The 14842-nt window shown below is 61.0% G+C and carries 12 protein-coding genes and 1 pseudogene; 3 read left to right on the forward strand and 10 right to left on the reverse strand.

What is annotated here, in order from left to right; genetic code table 11:
- Nucleotides 1-322 precede the first annotated feature (322 nt).
- A complete protein-coding gene (locus AB4037_RS13160; protein ID WP_441771823.1) occupies nt 323-3433 on the reverse strand; it encodes an efflux RND transporter permease subunit in 3111 nt (1036 codons plus the stop codon).
- Nucleotides 3430-4545: an efflux RND transporter periplasmic adaptor subunit gene (locus tag AB4037_RS13165; protein ID WP_441771824.1), complete on the reverse strand. Its 1116-nt coding sequence runs from the start codon at nt 4543-4545 to the stop codon at nt 3430-3432. The genes AB4037_RS13160 and AB4037_RS13165 overlap by 4 nt, the downstream gene beginning before the upstream one ends.
- An 84-nt stretch (nt 4546-4629) precedes the next feature.
- On the opposite strand from AB4037_RS13165, the gene AB4037_RS13170 reads away from it, so the two are divergent.
- The gene (locus AB4037_RS13170) at nt 4630-5235 is read left to right on the forward strand and encodes a TetR/AcrR family transcriptional regulator (RefSeq protein WP_441771825.1); all 606 of its coding nucleotides are present in this window, start codon (nt 4630-4632) and stop codon (nt 5233-5235) included.
- Nucleotides 5236-5672: 437 nt separating this feature from the next.
- On the opposite strand, the gene AB4037_RS13175 is transcribed toward AB4037_RS13170, so the two are convergent.
- The 4 genes and pseudogenes from AB4037_RS13175 to AB4037_RS13190 form a co-directional block, all read right to left on the reverse strand.
- Entirely contained in the window at nt 5673-6146 is a 474-nt protein-coding gene (locus AB4037_RS13175; RefSeq protein WP_434956579.1) for a methyltransferase family protein, read from the reverse strand.
- Nucleotides 6147-6228: 82 nt separating this feature from the next.
- Nucleotides 6229-6634, reverse strand: a pseudogene (locus AB4037_RS13180) (antibiotic biosynthesis monooxygenase family protein).
- Between the two features lie 25 nt (nt 6635-6659).
- Nucleotides 6660-7553 (reverse strand): NAD(P)/FAD-dependent oxidoreductase, encoded by an 894-nt coding sequence (locus tag AB4037_RS13185; protein WP_434956580.1) that lies wholly within the window; start codon nt 7551-7553, stop codon nt 6660-6662.
- 43 nt (nt 7554-7596) lie between these two features.
- Entirely contained in the window at nt 7597-7749 is a 153-nt protein-coding gene (locus AB4037_RS13190) for a hypothetical protein (RefSeq protein ID WP_434956581.1), read from the reverse strand.
- A gap of 81 nt (nt 7750-7830) precedes the next feature.
- Here AB4037_RS13190 and AB4037_RS13195 point away from each other — a divergent pair, with 81 nt between their 5' ends.
- Nucleotides 7831-8478, forward strand: a complete 648-nt coding sequence (locus tag AB4037_RS13195) for a TetR/AcrR family transcriptional regulator (RefSeq protein ID WP_441771826.1) — start codon at nt 7831-7833, stop codon at nt 8476-8478.
- Between the two features lie 995 nt (nt 8479-9473).
- Here the strand turns inward: AB4037_RS13195 and AB4037_RS13200 are convergent.
- Both AB4037_RS13200 and AB4037_RS13205 read right to left on the reverse strand, forming a co-directional pair.
- On the reverse strand, nt 9474-10250 hold the full coding sequence (locus AB4037_RS13200; protein ID WP_434959642.1) for an SDR family oxidoreductase: 777 nt from the start codon (nt 10248-10250) through the stop codon (nt 9474-9476).
- Nucleotides 10251-10288: 38 nt separating this feature from the next.
- On the reverse strand, nt 10289-10618 hold the full coding sequence (locus AB4037_RS13205) for a nuclear transport factor 2 family protein (RefSeq protein ID WP_441771827.1): 330 nt from the start codon (nt 10616-10618) through the stop codon (nt 10289-10291).
- Between the two features lie 136 nt (nt 10619-10754).
- On the opposite strand from AB4037_RS13205, the gene AB4037_RS13210 reads away from it, so the two are divergent.
- Nucleotides 10755-11654 carry a LysR substrate-binding domain-containing protein gene (locus tag AB4037_RS13210; protein ID WP_441771828.1) on the forward strand — a complete coding sequence of 300 codons (900 nt, stop codon included), beginning with the start codon at nt 10755-10757 and terminating at the stop codon, nt 11652-11654.
- A gap of 120 nt (nt 11655-11774) precedes the next feature.
- Here the strand turns inward: AB4037_RS13210 and guaA are convergent, their stop codons facing one another.
- Entirely contained in the window at nt 11775-13325 is a 1551-nt protein-coding gene (gene guaA, locus AB4037_RS13215) for a glutamine-hydrolyzing GMP synthase (RefSeq protein WP_441771829.1), read from the reverse strand.
- A gap of 212 nt (nt 13326-13537) precedes the next feature.
- Nucleotides 13538-14842 carry an RsmB/NOP family class I SAM-dependent RNA methyltransferase gene (locus AB4037_RS13220; protein WP_441771830.1) on the reverse strand — a complete coding sequence of 435 codons (1305 nt, stop codon included), beginning with the start codon at nt 14840-14842 and terminating at the stop codon, nt 13538-13540.

Raw genomic sequence — 14842 nt, forward strand, 5'->3', positions numbered from 1 at the left:
GATTGTTTGATCGCCCAGCAATCTTGATCCGTCGACCTACTGCTCCAAGGGACACGATCGAAAAGTTCACTTGAGCAATATGCCGGCGATCCGCCAGAGAGGCTGCCAGCAGTCAAGCTCAATGCGCCGATAATTCTCTACCCGCAGCAGGTAGGATTCATATTACGGGAGCGTGCTGATAGCGTTCGCAGACGCCGACGGAAGCGAGGTCATACTCCTGATCCGCACGCAAACTTCCATCGCGACGGAAGAGTGTTTCGCGACAAAGGTGGTACCGCCCTCAACCTCTTCATCTGCGACCCGTCTCCTCCGACGACAGAGCCTACTCGGCGGCCATTGCTGCTTGCCGTTCCGGTTCCTCCTTCGAACCCTCATGGACTTCATCCGCAGGCGGCCTGATCCGGAACCACGCGGCATAGAGCGCTGGAAGGAACAGCAGGATTAACACGGTGCCGGCCGCCGTGCCGCCGATCAGCGTATAGGCCATTGATCCCCAGAACACTGAGTGTGTAAGTGGAATGAACGCAAGAACAGCAGCCAGTGCAGTCAGAATCACGGGGCGCGTCCGCTGAACCGTCGCCTCGATGACGGCATGATAATCGTCAAGCCCGGCCGCTTGATTCTCCTTGATCTGCTCAGTCAGGATCAAGGTGTTGCGCATCAGGATTCCGGCCAGTCCTATCAGTCCGAGGATAGCATTGAACCCGAAGGGCTGATTGAACATAAGCAACGTCGGAACCACGCCAGCAAGACCGAGTGGTGCCGTCAACATGACCATGGTCATCGTCGAGAGGCTGCGAACCTGCACGATAATCACGATCAACATGGCAGCGATCATAGCTGGGAATATCTTGACAAGCGCGACATTGGCCTTGAGCGATTCCTCGATATTTCCACCCATCTCGATGCGATAACCCACTGGAAGCGAAGCGATCAGAGGCTGAAGTGCCTTCATGACCTGTTGTGAGACCTCGGGGGGCTGCGTCGCCTCGTTGATGTCGGACCGGATCGTGATGACCGGCGTTCGATCGCGGCGTTTCAGAATCGGTTCCTCAAACCGGATTTCGGAATGGCCAATCTGATCGAGCGGAACCTGGCGGCCATCCCGGCTCATCAGCGAAAAATCGACCAGGCGTGCCGGATCAAGGCGATTTTCGCCGGCGCTGCGCGCCACCACCGGCACGTTGCGAATGTTCTCGCGAACCTGCGTGATCGGAATACCCGTCAGCAGCAATTGCATCTGCTGGGCTGCCTCGGCCGGCGAAAGGCCAATCAGGTTAAGCCGATCCTGGTCAGGGATAAAGCGAAGCACAGGCGTACGATTGCCCCAGTCGCGGTTTGCCTGCCGCACGTCCGCGACGCCCCGCATGATGTTGAGGGCTTTCTCGGAAATCTGATACAATTGTGCAGGATCCGGTCCCGTGATGCGGAACTCGACGGGAAATGCCGTGTAGGGACCAAATACGAGCTGCGTGACGCGAACAAAGGCTTCGGGCGCCAGCCCTTGTGCAACCGCATCGCGGAGCCGCTGCTTCAACGTCTCACGTGCCGCCGCATCGGGGGTTAGAACAACGATCTTGGCGAAGGCGGGGTCCGGCAATTCCGGCGCCATGGCAAAGAAGAAGCGCGGAGCACCCTGCCCGATGTAGCTCGTGACGATCTTTGCCTCGGGCTCGTCCTTCAGCCAGCCTTCGAGCTTTTCGACCGCAGCCGTCGTTGCCTCGATACTCGTGCCTTCCGGCATGCGCACTTCCACCAGCACCTCGGGACGATCCGACGTCGGGAAGAACTGCTGTTTCACCGCTCCCATTCCAACGACAGAGAGAACCATGGCGACGCCAACGACGGCGCAGGTTACGAACTTGTGGCGCACGGTGAATTTGATCACGCCGCGTAGGCGCCGGTAATTCGGCGTGTCGTAGATGGCGTGATGGCCGCCCTCGACTGGCTTGATCGCAGGTAGCAATTTGACGCCGAGGTAAGGGGTGAAGATCACCGCCACGATCCAGGAAACAATCAGCGCGAAACCGACGACCCAGAAGATGTTGCCCGCGTACTCGCCGGCGCTCGAACTGGCAAAGCCAACCGGCATCAGCCCGTTGATTGTCACGAGCGTGCCCGAGAGCATCGGTGCTGCCGTATGGCTCCAGGCATAGGCGGCCGCTTTGATGCGGTCCATGCCCTCTTCCATCTTCACCACCATCACCTCAATGGCGATAATAGCGTCGTCGACGAGAAGACCGAGCGCCAGAATGAGCGCACCGAGCGTAATGCGGTCGAAGAACCGGCCTGTTTCCAGCATAATGAGGAACACAACGGCAAGCGTCAGCGGGACAGCCAGGGCCACGACGATACCAACCCGCCAGCCGAGTGCGACCAGACTGACGAACAGTACGACGCCGAGCGCCATCACGAATTTCAGCATAAACTCGCCAACCGCTTCTTCGATGTTCACCGCCTGGTCGCTGACCTTGGCGAGCGTCATTCCGAGAGGCAGTGTCTGTGCGATGGCCGCCGATCTCTCATCCAGGGCTTTGCCGAGCTCCAAGCCGTTCCACCCCTGCTGCATCACCGCCCCGAGCATGACGGTGGGCTCACCCTCATGGCGGATGATGTAAGTCGCAGGATCTTCATAACCGCGCCGCACATCTGCGATGTCGGAGAGCTTCAACGTGCGTCCGCCAGCAACGATCGGGGTATCGGCGATCGCCTGGACGCTGTCATAGGCGCCATCGAACCGGATGAAGACCTGCGGGCCACGTGTATCGATCGAACCCGCCGGCGTGACGGTGTTCTGCCGCTGCAGGGCAGAGGCTATGTCCTGCGCCGATACTCCAAGCGTGGCGAGCTTGGCATAGGAGAACTCGACGAAGATCTGTTCGGGGCGCTCGCCGAGGATATTGATCTTCTTGACGCCGGGCACATGCAGAAGATCCTGTCGGATCACCTCGGCCTGCCGCACAAGCTCGCGCATCGGCATGCCCTTGGCCTTTAGCGCGTAGAGGCCGAAGCTCACATCGGAATATTCGTCGTTGACGAACGGGCCGAGGACTCCAGGCGGCAGATTCCGCGCTTCGTCTCCGAGCTTCTTGCGGGCCTGGTAGAACTCTTCCTCAACCGCGGAGGGTGGCGTGCTGTCCTTCAGCGTGACCGTCAGAAAGGCATAGCCTGGCCGTGTCGTCGTCTCGACCCGGTCGTAATACGTCAGCTCCTGGATACGCTTTTCGAGCGGCTCGGCGACGAGATCCTGCATCTCACGCGCGGTCGCGCCCGGCCATACGGTCGTGACCGTCAGTGTCTTGATAGTAAAGGATGGATCCTCCGCCCGCCCCAACTTGACGAAAGCATAGACGCCGGCGGCAGCTAGAAGCACGATGAAGAATAGGGTGACGGCGCGTTCGCGAACCGCAAGCGCGGACAGATTGAGGCTCATCGGTTGCTCCCGCTTCCAGAAGCAGTCCGGACGCGAGCGCCCTCCTGCAGAAGATGAGCTCCGAGCGAAACAACCGGTGCCCCTGACCTCAGTCCTGAAATCACCGCGGTTTCGCTGGTCACGCGCACTAGCTTGACGGGCTGAAATTCTACCGTCGAGGTGGCGCCATTCAGAACCCAGACGCCAGTGCTCTGACCATTATCCAGCACAGCACCGAGTGGTACCTCCACCTCAGGCTGGCTCGCCTGATTGACCAGTTGAATGGTTACAGTTGCTCCCAGCGGTGCCGCCGCGGCCTCGCCGTCGAGCACATAGCGGGCTTCATAAGTGCGGGTCTGGGCGTCGGCGGAATCCGATAGCTGCCGGAGATGTGCCATGTAGCGACGTTCATCGCTCCCATACACGCTGGCCTCTGCCAGCGAGCCGATCGCCGGTCGGATCGTTTCAGGAAGCGCAACCACCGCTTCGCGTGGGCCCAGTTGGGCAAGCCGAACCACGGTCTGGCCGGCAGAAACCACTTGGCCCGGCTCGCCGAGCGTGTCGACCACGGTGCCGTCTGTGTCCGCAGCCAGGACCGAATAGGTCGCCTCATTTTCCGCGACCCTCGCATCGGCTTCAGCGGCAGCAAGCTGTGCCGTCGCGGTATCGAACGCCGCCTTCGCCTGCTCATAACGCTGCGGTGTTGCCGCCAATCCGTCCTTAACCAGAACAGCATAGCGCCTCTCGTCCGCGCCCGCCTGAGCCAGGACAGCGCGTGCTGCCGCCACAGCATTGAGCTTCGCCGTCAGCGCAAGGTGCAGGTCCGTTTCGTCGATGCGCATCAATGGCCGACCGGCCTCGACCCGTTGACCGACATTCACCAGCCGTTCCACGATCTTGCCGGGAACTCGAAAACCAAGATTGCTCTGCACCCTGGCCCCGACGATGCCCGTGAAGCCGCGTTCAAAAGCAGTCACCCGCGTGGCCGTCACCAGTCTGACGATCGGAGCTTCCTGTCTCGGGTCGCCCCCGACGGCAGCCTCCTGTGCGAGAAGGGAATGCGTGACGAATGCCACCACCCCCAGCCCTGCGATCAGGGCGCCGGCCAACATAATTGCGGGTCTCTTTTTCATGCCCGTCGTCTCGCCAAATTAGATTGCATTCACACTCTATATTGAATATAGATGTTGAACGCAATCTAATTTTGGAGATGGGCAATGCGTGTGAGTCGCGCTCAGGCTGAGAAAAACCGGCAGACTGTGATCGATGTTGCCAGCCGCCTCTTTCGAGAACGCGGCTTTGACGGCATTGGCCTCAAGGATCTGATGGAGAGCGCCGGGCTGACACAGGGCGCGTTTTACAAGCAGTTCGCGTCCAAGGACGACCTGGCTGCCCAAGCGTCCAGGCGGGCATTGGAGAGTGCCTTTCTCCGATGGTCAGCCGCGGCCGCCGCCGATCCGCAAGACCCGCTTGCTGCGGTGATCGCGTTCTATCTCAGCATGGACCATCGCGGGGAAAAGATGGAGGGCTGCCCGGTCGTTGCGCTCGGCTCGGATGCCGCCAGGCAGGGCGCGGAGGTGAAGGCATCGTTCGAAGCCGGCATCGAGGATTACCTTAAAATGCTCGGCCCATGGGTTGGCGAGGCCCACAGCAAGGAAGCCAGCGACAAGGCCATGGCAATTCTCTCGACCATGGTCGGTGCGATGGTCCTCTCGAGGGCCGTCAACGACGAGGAACTGTCGAAGCGATTCCTGCAAGCAGCCGCCGAGAACATTCTTACGGGGTCGTCTGCAGGCGATGCCCAGCAAGGACCGCGCCAATGACGATGGGTTCTCCAACCCGCGCGAGCGCTGCAGGCACAACATTGAAGCGTTGCCTCTGACCGTTCCTGTTTTCCAGCTGCGAAGTCGAAGGGCTCCGAGGTCGGCAAGGAAGGGCTTCGCGGTCGGCGGCTGGTCCGGGAAGCCGTGCAAGACGATCGTCGGTTGGCCATCGGGATCACCACCCTGCAAAGCGTGAAAGGTGACGTGTTCGAACTCCATGTGTGTCAGCCTTTTCCAAGAATGGTCGGACGAGAATTGCTGATGCGGGCTTCGGTGTTTCTGGTCTTGGACATGTGCGCCTCCTCCCGCGCGGGGTGTACTGAGAGGTCAGTCGGCCAGTCGGTTGGTCGTGATACAGGCCCGCAACCTTCAGGGTGGCCCGCGGCTATGCCGGGTATGCTGGTTTCGCGGTCCCGCAGTCGGCAGCGGCGGAATAGTCAGAGCCATCGGCGAACCTCGGCCTTGTAGCGGCGGTAGTCGTCGCCGAACTTCGCTTCGAGATAGCGCTCCTCGCGGGCAATAACCTGCGTCTGGATCCCGATAAGCACCAACGGGAGCAAGGCGAAGGCGATCGGCCCGTCGAAGCCGATTGCAAGGCCGGCATAGTTAAGCGCCATGCCGAGATACATGGGATTGCGGGTCCACCGATAAGGACCGGTCGTTGCGATGAGGGTCGTTGGCTGCGACGGCGGAACGTTGGTGCCCAGCCGCCGAAACAGCCCCGCCGCCGCAAGCATCATCGCCGCGCCGGCAACGAACAGCAGCGCGCCCGTCGCGACCAGCAACTGCCAGTCGATACCGAAAGAGCGGATGGTGACGAACCGCTCCGCCGCCAGCCCCAACAACAGCGCTCCCAGATAGACGAAAGGCGGAGGGAAGCGCACACCAGCGCTGTCCGCTTCGACGGCCATGCTCATCTCCAATCAGTGCTCTCAAACCAGCATCGACTGCTGGCGAAGATACCCGCCATCGCGCCTTGCCATATTTCCGGAGTCAAGCCGTGCAAAAGCCGGGGACGGCGACCTTCTGGAACAGGTGCGGGCTCGCTACAACGGATGACGGATATGTTGGAAGTTTCGCGACGAATTCGGGATGGGTGAAGGCGGCGTGGACCGTCTTGGTGGATTCCCACACCACATAGTTCAGGTAAGTCGGGCTATCGCCGATCGCTCGATGCAGTTGCATGGAAATGAAGCCCGGTTGCTTCGTAATGATCTCGGCAGCCGCCTTGAAAGCGTCCAGGAAGCCCGCTTCGTCGGCGGGATCGACCGTGAAGAGGTTGATGAGCGACAGGCGCCGCCGCGATACCGAGTTGGCGCTCAAACGGAAACTTCTCGTCTAGAGGTTTGAATGTTTTATGGCGGCCCTGGTGGCACTCCTGTCCATTGTGAAATTGCAACTGGGGTGATCGAAGCTGCTTGCACTCAAGCGAGCATCGACTGCTGGGCAGAGATACCGGCCGTCGCGCCCTGCGATATTGCCGTGGTGACCGACGCCATGGCCGGGTTTGCAAGATCGCCGGCGGCGTAGATGCCGGGCGTGCTGGTTTCGCGGCGCTCGTCGACCTTGAGGGCGATGCCGAGGGGCGTATTGACCGTGGCGAGTCCCAGTGATTCATGCAGGCTTGCGGACGGCTTGTTGCGCGGATGCGCGAACAAGATATCGACTGCGACATCGGGAGCGGTATCGACCTTGACGGTGGCATTATGGCCCCCGTGACGGGCGATTTCGGTGATCCGGCCATCAACGACAGGTATGTTGCGGCGCGCCAGATCGGCCCGGATATCGGGTGCAATGTCGTAACCATCGGCGAAGACCGTCAACGTGTCGGTCCAATCGTGGTACAGCCTGACATAATTGTGCGACGGCGGGCCGGACCAGACGAGGCCCCAATGCTGGTCGGCGACTTCAAAGCCATCGCAATAGGGGCAGGGCACGATGGATGTGCCCCAGCTTTCGGCAAAGCCCGGAACATCAGGCATCTGATCGGCAACGCCATAGCTCAGGATCAGGCGGCGCCCCCCCAGGCTTTCGCCATCGCCAGTGAGGACGGAGAAGTCGTCGATGGCGCCGGAGACGCTGTCGGCCCGGGCATTGACCAGCCTGACCGTGGGATAACGCGCCAGCTGCTGCCGCGCCTCGGCCAGGATGTCCAGCGGTGGCTTGTGATCGTGGCCGAGCAGGCCATGCGAGTGGCCAGCGAAGCGGTTGCGCGGCAGGCCGGTATCGAGAACGGTGACCTTGCGGCGGGCACGGCAGAGCTGCAGGGCGCCGGCGAGACCGGCAAAGCTGCCGCCGATGATGATGACGTCATCCATGGTGATGGGCTCCGTGTTGTGGATGGAGGGGGTTGGGCTGGGCCTAGCGCGAAATAGCGTCCAGCGATACGCGCTCGAGACGGGCAGCGAGAGCTTCGACAGCGACGAGAAAGCCGCCCATCACTGTGTTGACCGGCCGGACGATGCCGCATTCGATATCGCCGGGCGGCCCGGGGAAACTTGATTTAGAGGACACCTATGCATTCGCTTGCATCTTTTAGATACTATATGGTATCATAAATCATGAATTAGGATACTGTCAAGGACTGGAATTGTTGTGACCGAAAACAGCCAGGGCCGGCGCGGCCGGCCCGCCAACGAGGCGCTGGGCCAAACGATAGTCGACGCCGCGAGCGAACTCTTTGTGGAATTGGGTTTTCAAGCGACGACATTGGACAAGGTCGCCCAGCGAGCGAGGATATCCAAGCTCAGCATCTATCGGCACTTCGAGAACAAGGAGGCGCTGTTCAGCGCGGCCATCGCGGCCCACTGCCATCAGTTTGCACCACAGGCCCTTATTGAGGGCGTCGACGGTTCGGCCGAAGATCAGCTCATGGCAGTGGGAACATCCCTGCTTCGCACGCTGTTGAGCCCGGACGTCCGCAGTGTCGAAGCCCTGATTATGGCCGACAAGACGCAGCAAAAGTCGTTAAGCAAGCTCCATTACGAAGCCGGCCCCGCCTATGTCATCGCCCAAATCGAGGCCCTGTTGCGTCAGTTGCACGCGAAGGCGGTTCTGAACGTGCCCGATCCTCTCCGATCCGCCCGCTTGTTTGCCGCGCTTATCAAAGGATCCGATCTCTTGATTATCGCACGCTTCGATCAGGCGAGAGCAGAGGACGACAACGAAATCGAATCCTTTTGCCGGTCCGCCGTCGCCATGTTCATCGCCGCGCACGGTGGCAACGACCACGCGGGAGGATAAGCATTTGATTGCTCCGGGCAGCTTGCCTGGGACCGTCGTCCATGCGCTTCGTCATGCTGGGCCGGCGCGCGCTGCCGAGCTTGCACAGATCGCAGCACCTCATCTTTCTTCCAACGATAAAAGGACGCCGGCATCCACCGCAGTCCAAGCTCCCGCCTGGATGCGGTCGACGCTTCTCTCCATCGCAGATCCAGCAGCAGTCGGAACAACATCTGATATGTGATGCGACGGCGCCATCCGACGACATGCGATCGGGTCCGGAACATCGACCGGCACCGCAGCCAAAGCTGGAACTATGTATGTCGACAACTAAAGTGCCGTCAGCGCGGAAATGTCATGCTCCGGGCAATTTTCCTTATATATTTCAAAGCATTGACGCGCAGGAAAGTACCGTCAGCGTGATCTGCTACAAGCTGCGAGCCGCGCCAGGCGCTCCGATAAATTTAACGATTTCAATGACTTGATTGGTTTGTCAATTCCATTGATGATGTGCCCCGCGCTATCAGTCTACCCTGCCCGCAAATCATTACATCTTCTGCGAAATTCTACGCCAGGGCCACCTATCATAAATAGTTGATTTCCTTGGTCAAAGTATTTTTCGTGTTTTGGGATGCCGTTGCGTGTGCCGTCAAAATTTCGAGCTATTGATTTCATTGACGATTTTGCAACCTTCCTTGAAGTCGGCGTTTCGAGATCAATCGCTATAATTCGTCCCGTTGGTCGAAGTTTGGCAATTCTTAGGATGGCTACTAGCCCCACAAACTGTGCTTCAGAAATACCTTCAAAACTGCACTTTTGCTAACAAAAATCACGCCAGCAAATACCGTGAGCACATCGCTCGTCCTAAAAATACCGTCGGATTATCGCGCATCTGAAATGCGTGATAATCTAGACCACTTACCTATCTGCCCACCAAGAATGTTCCCCCGCTAATCGCGACAAGCGCCGATCCGCGCCTGCGTAAGACGGTCTTGTCTAGGCCGCCAATTGGGTTTTCAAACTGTCGGCACGGTTCCGCCGTCGATTACATATTCGGTCCCAGTGATGGTGCCTGCACGATCGGACACCAGGAAAGCGATCAGGCTTGCGACTTCCTCCGGTTTCGAGGGCCGACCTATCGGTATCCCGCCGAGCGATTCCATGATCATCTTCTTGCCTTGCTCGACGTCCCCGCCATGGTCCGCGACCAGCCGCGTCGCCAACTGAATGGATGCCTCGGTTTCGATCCAGCCGGGGGACACCCGAACGACGCGGACGCCGTGGGGGGATACCTGCTTTGAAAGGCTCTTGCTGTAAGTCGACAGAGCCGCCTTTGCCGCCGCGTATGCCGTCGTTGCTTCCGGCAGAGGCAGTTCACGTTGGATGGATGTCACGTGGATGACGACGCCGGTGTTGCGCGACACCATGTCTGGAACGAATTCGCGATCCAGGCGAACCGCCGGCATGAGATTTAGATCAAGTTCCTTGCGCCAAATCTCATCGGTCAAAGCCTCGAAACCACCGCTGGGAGCAGAAGAGCCGCCCAACATATGGACGATGATGTCCAAGCCTCCCATTCGCTCCCGTACGGCGGCAGCCAATGCGGCGCAGCCATCGGCACTGGTCAGATCGGCAGCGACGAATAGCGAGTCAGGCAAGTCCGCGGGCTGGGTGCGTGCCGTCGTCAGCACCTGAGCGCTGAGTTCACGAAAGAGCGCGACTGTCGCCGCACCGGCACCGCGCGTGCCGGACGTGATCAACGCCCGTTTCCCCTTCAAGGTAAGAAATGGGATGCCGCTCGTGTCCTTCCTCGGGCTCTGGGCATCTGCGCTCACGGCACAATCTCCAACGCCGCGATCTTTTCGCCCTCCAGAACGAAGAAGTAGCGCAGGTCGACCGGGCTGCCGGGGAAATCGCCGACGAGATGGGCCGTAACGACCGTCCGATCGCCTTCGCGCCCAATCGAGAAAGGTTCGACGATGTAAGGGTATTTTTGGGAAGCACCTGCCTTCCACTGCCGGATCGCACCGCGACCGGCATAGGTATTCCCCTCGTCTCGGACCACCGCATTTTCGGTGAAGCATTGCAAGAGAGCTCCTGCGGCTTGTGCTCGGTCCGCGGCAAAATATTCGGCAATTGTTTTGGGGAGTTCGACAGCCATTGTTCTTCTCCGTCGTGAGTTTGGTCGGGTGGCGGGTCGTTAGCAATCTGCGCTCGACCCTGACGCCAATTTAGAGATGGACGTTGGCGTTGATAATCAGGATAAAGTGTGATGCGACGTTGCGAAAAGCAGGACAATGGCCGGACGTAGTTTGATCCAGTTCGATTCCGTTCTCGTCATTGCTCGCCGGGGTTCGTTCCGGGCGGCGGCGCTGGATCTTGACATGTCGACGACTGCGCTCAGCAACGCCATTGGCAAGCTGGAACGCCAGCTAGGGGTCCGCTTGTTCAACCGAACGACGCGAAGCGTCTCCCTTACCGATGCCGGGCGTAACTTCGTCGATAAGATCGGTCCTGCGCTAAAAGACCTGCACGACGCAATTGAAGGTGCGCGATCACAGCAGGAGACGCCATCGGGAACGCTGCGGATAAATGCCTACGCAACCGCCGCGCGCGAAATCCTGTCGCCGCTGCTTCTGCAGTTCCTTCGCCGCTATCCTCAGGTGCATATCGATCTCGTCACGGAGGGCAGACTTGTCGATATCGTCGCCGATGGCTTCGACATCGGCATCCGGAACGCGGATCTCGTTCCCAGTGACATGATCGCAATCCCGCTGGGACCTCCCCGTCGCTATGCGGTGGTCGCCTCGCCTGCTTACTTCCAGAACAAAGGGAGACCGGATGTTCCTCCCGACCTCGCTGCTCATTCCTGTATCCGCGTCCGGCTACCCAATGGGGCGCTTTACAGGTGGCACTTCGAGAAAGATGGGCAACCGGTCTTGATGGACGTTCACGGCCCGATTACGCTCGATGAGGCGAGCCTTTCGCGGATTGCCGTGTTGGAAGATTTCGGCATTGGCTTCTTCATGGAATCGGACGTTCGCGACGACGTTGCAAGGGGGCGTCTTGTCCGCGTCCTGGAAGATTGGACGCCACCACTTGCGCCACTGTGCCTATACTACCCAAGTCGACGCAATCCCTCGGCAGCGTTCAGAGCGTTCATTGACCTTGCTCGCGAAGTCGCCAATCAAGGATAGCGAATGGAACCATGCCCCGGGGCGACTGTCCGGATCGCCTGTTTTCTTTCGCCTTCTATCAGCAGCAGAGCGATTTCGAAACCGCCGTTTACCGCCGAACACCGCCGTTTCTACTACCTATCACTCCCACTCGATCGTGCCGGGGGGCTTGCTCGTCACGTCGTAGACCACGCGGTTGATGCCCTTCACCTCGTTGATGATGCGGGTCGCGGCCCGGCCGAGGAAGTTCATGTCGAAGGGGAAGAAATCGGCGGTCATGCCGTCGACCGAGGTCACGGCGCGCAGGCCGCAGACGCTGTCATAGGTGCGCCCGTCGCCCATCACGCCCACGGTGCGCACCGGCAGCAGCACGGCGAAGGCCTGCCAGATCTTATCGTAGAGGCCGGCCTTGCGGATCTCGTCGAGATAGATGGCATCGGCCGCACGCAGCGTGTCGAGCTTTTCCCGCGTAATTTCGCCGGGGATGCGGATGGCCAGGCCCGGGCCCGGGAAGGGATGGCGGGCGACGAAGGCTTCCGTGAGGCCGAGTTCACGGCCGAGCGCCCTCACCTCGTCCTTGAAGAGTTCGCGCAGCGGCTCCACCAGCTTCATGTTCATGCGCTCGGGCAGGCCGCCGACATTGTGGTGCGACTTGATCGTCACCGAGGGGCCGCCGGAGAAGGAGACGCTCTCGATCACATCGGGATAGAGCGTGCCCTGGGCCAGGAATTCGGCGCCACCGATCTTGCGCGCCTCCTCCTCGAAGACCTCGATGAAGAGACGGCCGATGGTCTTGCGCTTCACTTCCGGATCGGTGACGCCGGCAAGCTCGCCGAGGAAGCGCTCGGACGCGTCCACATGCACCAGGGGGATGTTGTAGTGCTCGCGGAAGAGGCCGACGACCTGATCGGCTTCCCCGGCCCGCAGCAGGCCGTGGTCGACGAAGACGCAGGTAAGCTGGTCACCGATCGCCTCATGGATGAGCACAGCCGCAACGGAGGAATCGACCCCACCCGACAGGCCGCAGAGCACCCTGCCCTTGCCGACCTGCTGGCGGATCTTCTCGATCATCTCGGCGCGATAGGCCGCCATGGTCCAATCCGACTCGATACCGACGATCTTCTGCACGAAGTTCTTCAGGAGATTGCCGCCATCGGGCGTATGCACCACTTCGGGATGGAACATGGTGGTGTAGTAGCGCCGCTCCTCGTTCACCGCGATGGCGAAGGGGGCGTTCTCAGAGGTGCCGACCACCCTGAAACCGGCGGGCAACTGGGTAACCCGGTCGCCATGGCTCATCCACACCGGATAGCGCTTGCCCGGCTCCCAGAAGCCTTCGAACAGTGGGCTCGCCTCGAGGATCTCGACATCGGCGCGGCCGAACTCGGCGGCGTGCCCACCCTCGACCTTGCCCCCGAGTTGGGTTGCCAAAGTCTGCTGGCCATAGCAGATCGCCAGGATCGGCACGCCGGCGTCGAACACAGCCTGCGGTGCGCGGGGGCTGCCCGCCGTCGTCACCGAGGCCGGGCCGCCGGAAAAGATCACGCCCTTCGGCTTCAGCTTCTCGAAAGCCTCGGCGGCGCTCTGGAAGGGATGGATCTCGCAATAGACACCGACTTCGCGCACGCGGCGTGCGATCAGCTGGGTGACTTGCGAACCGAAATCGATGATGAGGATGGCGTTGTGTGTCATGGCAGGGAGGTAGTCGACCTAGGTTTTTGATGCAACCGAAGGAAGGCCAAAATCTTGCAACGTCGCATAGTATTCAGCAAGATTTTGCATAAGATCTTGCGCTGGCGCCAATTCGCAGCGATGAGCGTGAATTGGTGTGCCGGTCTTCAGACCGGCAATATAACTCAGGCAAGCACCGCAGTTCCATGCCGGTCTGAAGACCGGCACACCATCTACTTCCTGTGCAGCAGGGCGATAAAAAAACCATCCGTGCCGGAACGATGGGGCGAAAGCTGCAAGCCGGTGCCGCCCGACGAGCTGAAACGCGCGAAAGCCGAGAGCCCCGCGCCCTTGGCCAGTTCCGGCAAGGAGGCAGCGGTGAAATCGGCATGGTCGGCCAGGAAGGCCTTCACCGAGGCATCGTTCTCTTCGGGCAGCACGGAGCAAGTGACGAAGACCAGCCGCCCGCCCGGCTTCACCGCGCGGGCACCGGCCCTGAGCACGGCGGCCTGGTCTTTCTGGCGATCGGCCAGGCTGGAGGGGCGCATGCGCCATTTGGTGTCGGGGCTGCGGCGCCAGGTGCCGCTTCCCGAGCAGGGCGCGTCCACCAGCACCAGATCCATGCGGCCGTCGAGATCGTCGATCGCCAAGGCGCCACCAGATACACGTCCTCTTGGCGTACGGACCTGAACGTTGCGCACACCCGCCCTGGCGAGCCGGTCATGTATCGGCGCCAGGCGGCGCTTGTCGCTGTCGGTGGCGAAGACCTGGCCCTTGTTCTCCATCGCGGCCGCGAATTCCAGCGTCTTGCCGCCGCCGCCGGCACACAGGTCGAGCACCTGCTCGCCGGGTTTCGCCGCCGCGACGAGGCCGGCCAATTGCGAGCCCTCGTCCTGGATCTCGAACCAGCCCTTCTGGAAGCTCTCCTCGGCCTGGACAGCCGGGCTGCGGCCGTCGGCGCCGAGCGGCACGCGCACGCCCCAGCGTGATAGCGGCGTGGCGCTGGCGCCAAGAGGCTCCAGTTCGGCGAGCAGCTTGTCCCGCGAAGTCTTCAGCGTGTTGACGCGCAGATCCACCGGCGCGCGTTCGGCCAGGGCCCGCCCCTCCGCGATCGCATCCTCCCCGAAAGCCGCCTCGAAGGAAGGCCAGAGCCAGCGCGGCACGTCCGCCTGGATGTCCGGCTCGGCATCGGCCAGCTTGCGTCCGGCCAGCGCCTTGCGCTCGTCATCCGTCAGCGGTTCGGGCGCGAAGCGTTCGCCGGTGAACAGCGCGTCGAGCGTTTCGATCGTCTCTCCGCGCTGCAAGACCAGCATGCCGATCAGCGAGGCGCGTGGTGTCTCGCTGTCCATCAGCCAGCGCGCCGAGGCGCGGCGGCGCAAGGTGTCATAGACCAGCCCCGCCAGCGCGGCACGGTCGCCGGAGCCGGCGAAGCGATGCGAGAGCCCCCAGTCCTTGAGCACATCGGCAGCAGGACGGCGGCGGGCCTCGATATCGGCGAGAATTTCGAAGCCGGCGGAAATGCGGGCAGCAGGGATCAT

The sequence above is a fragment of the Labrys sp. KB_33_2 genome (assembly GCF_052114505.1).
Classification (GTDB): domain Bacteria; phylum Pseudomonadota; class Alphaproteobacteria; order Rhizobiales; family Labraceae; genus Labrys.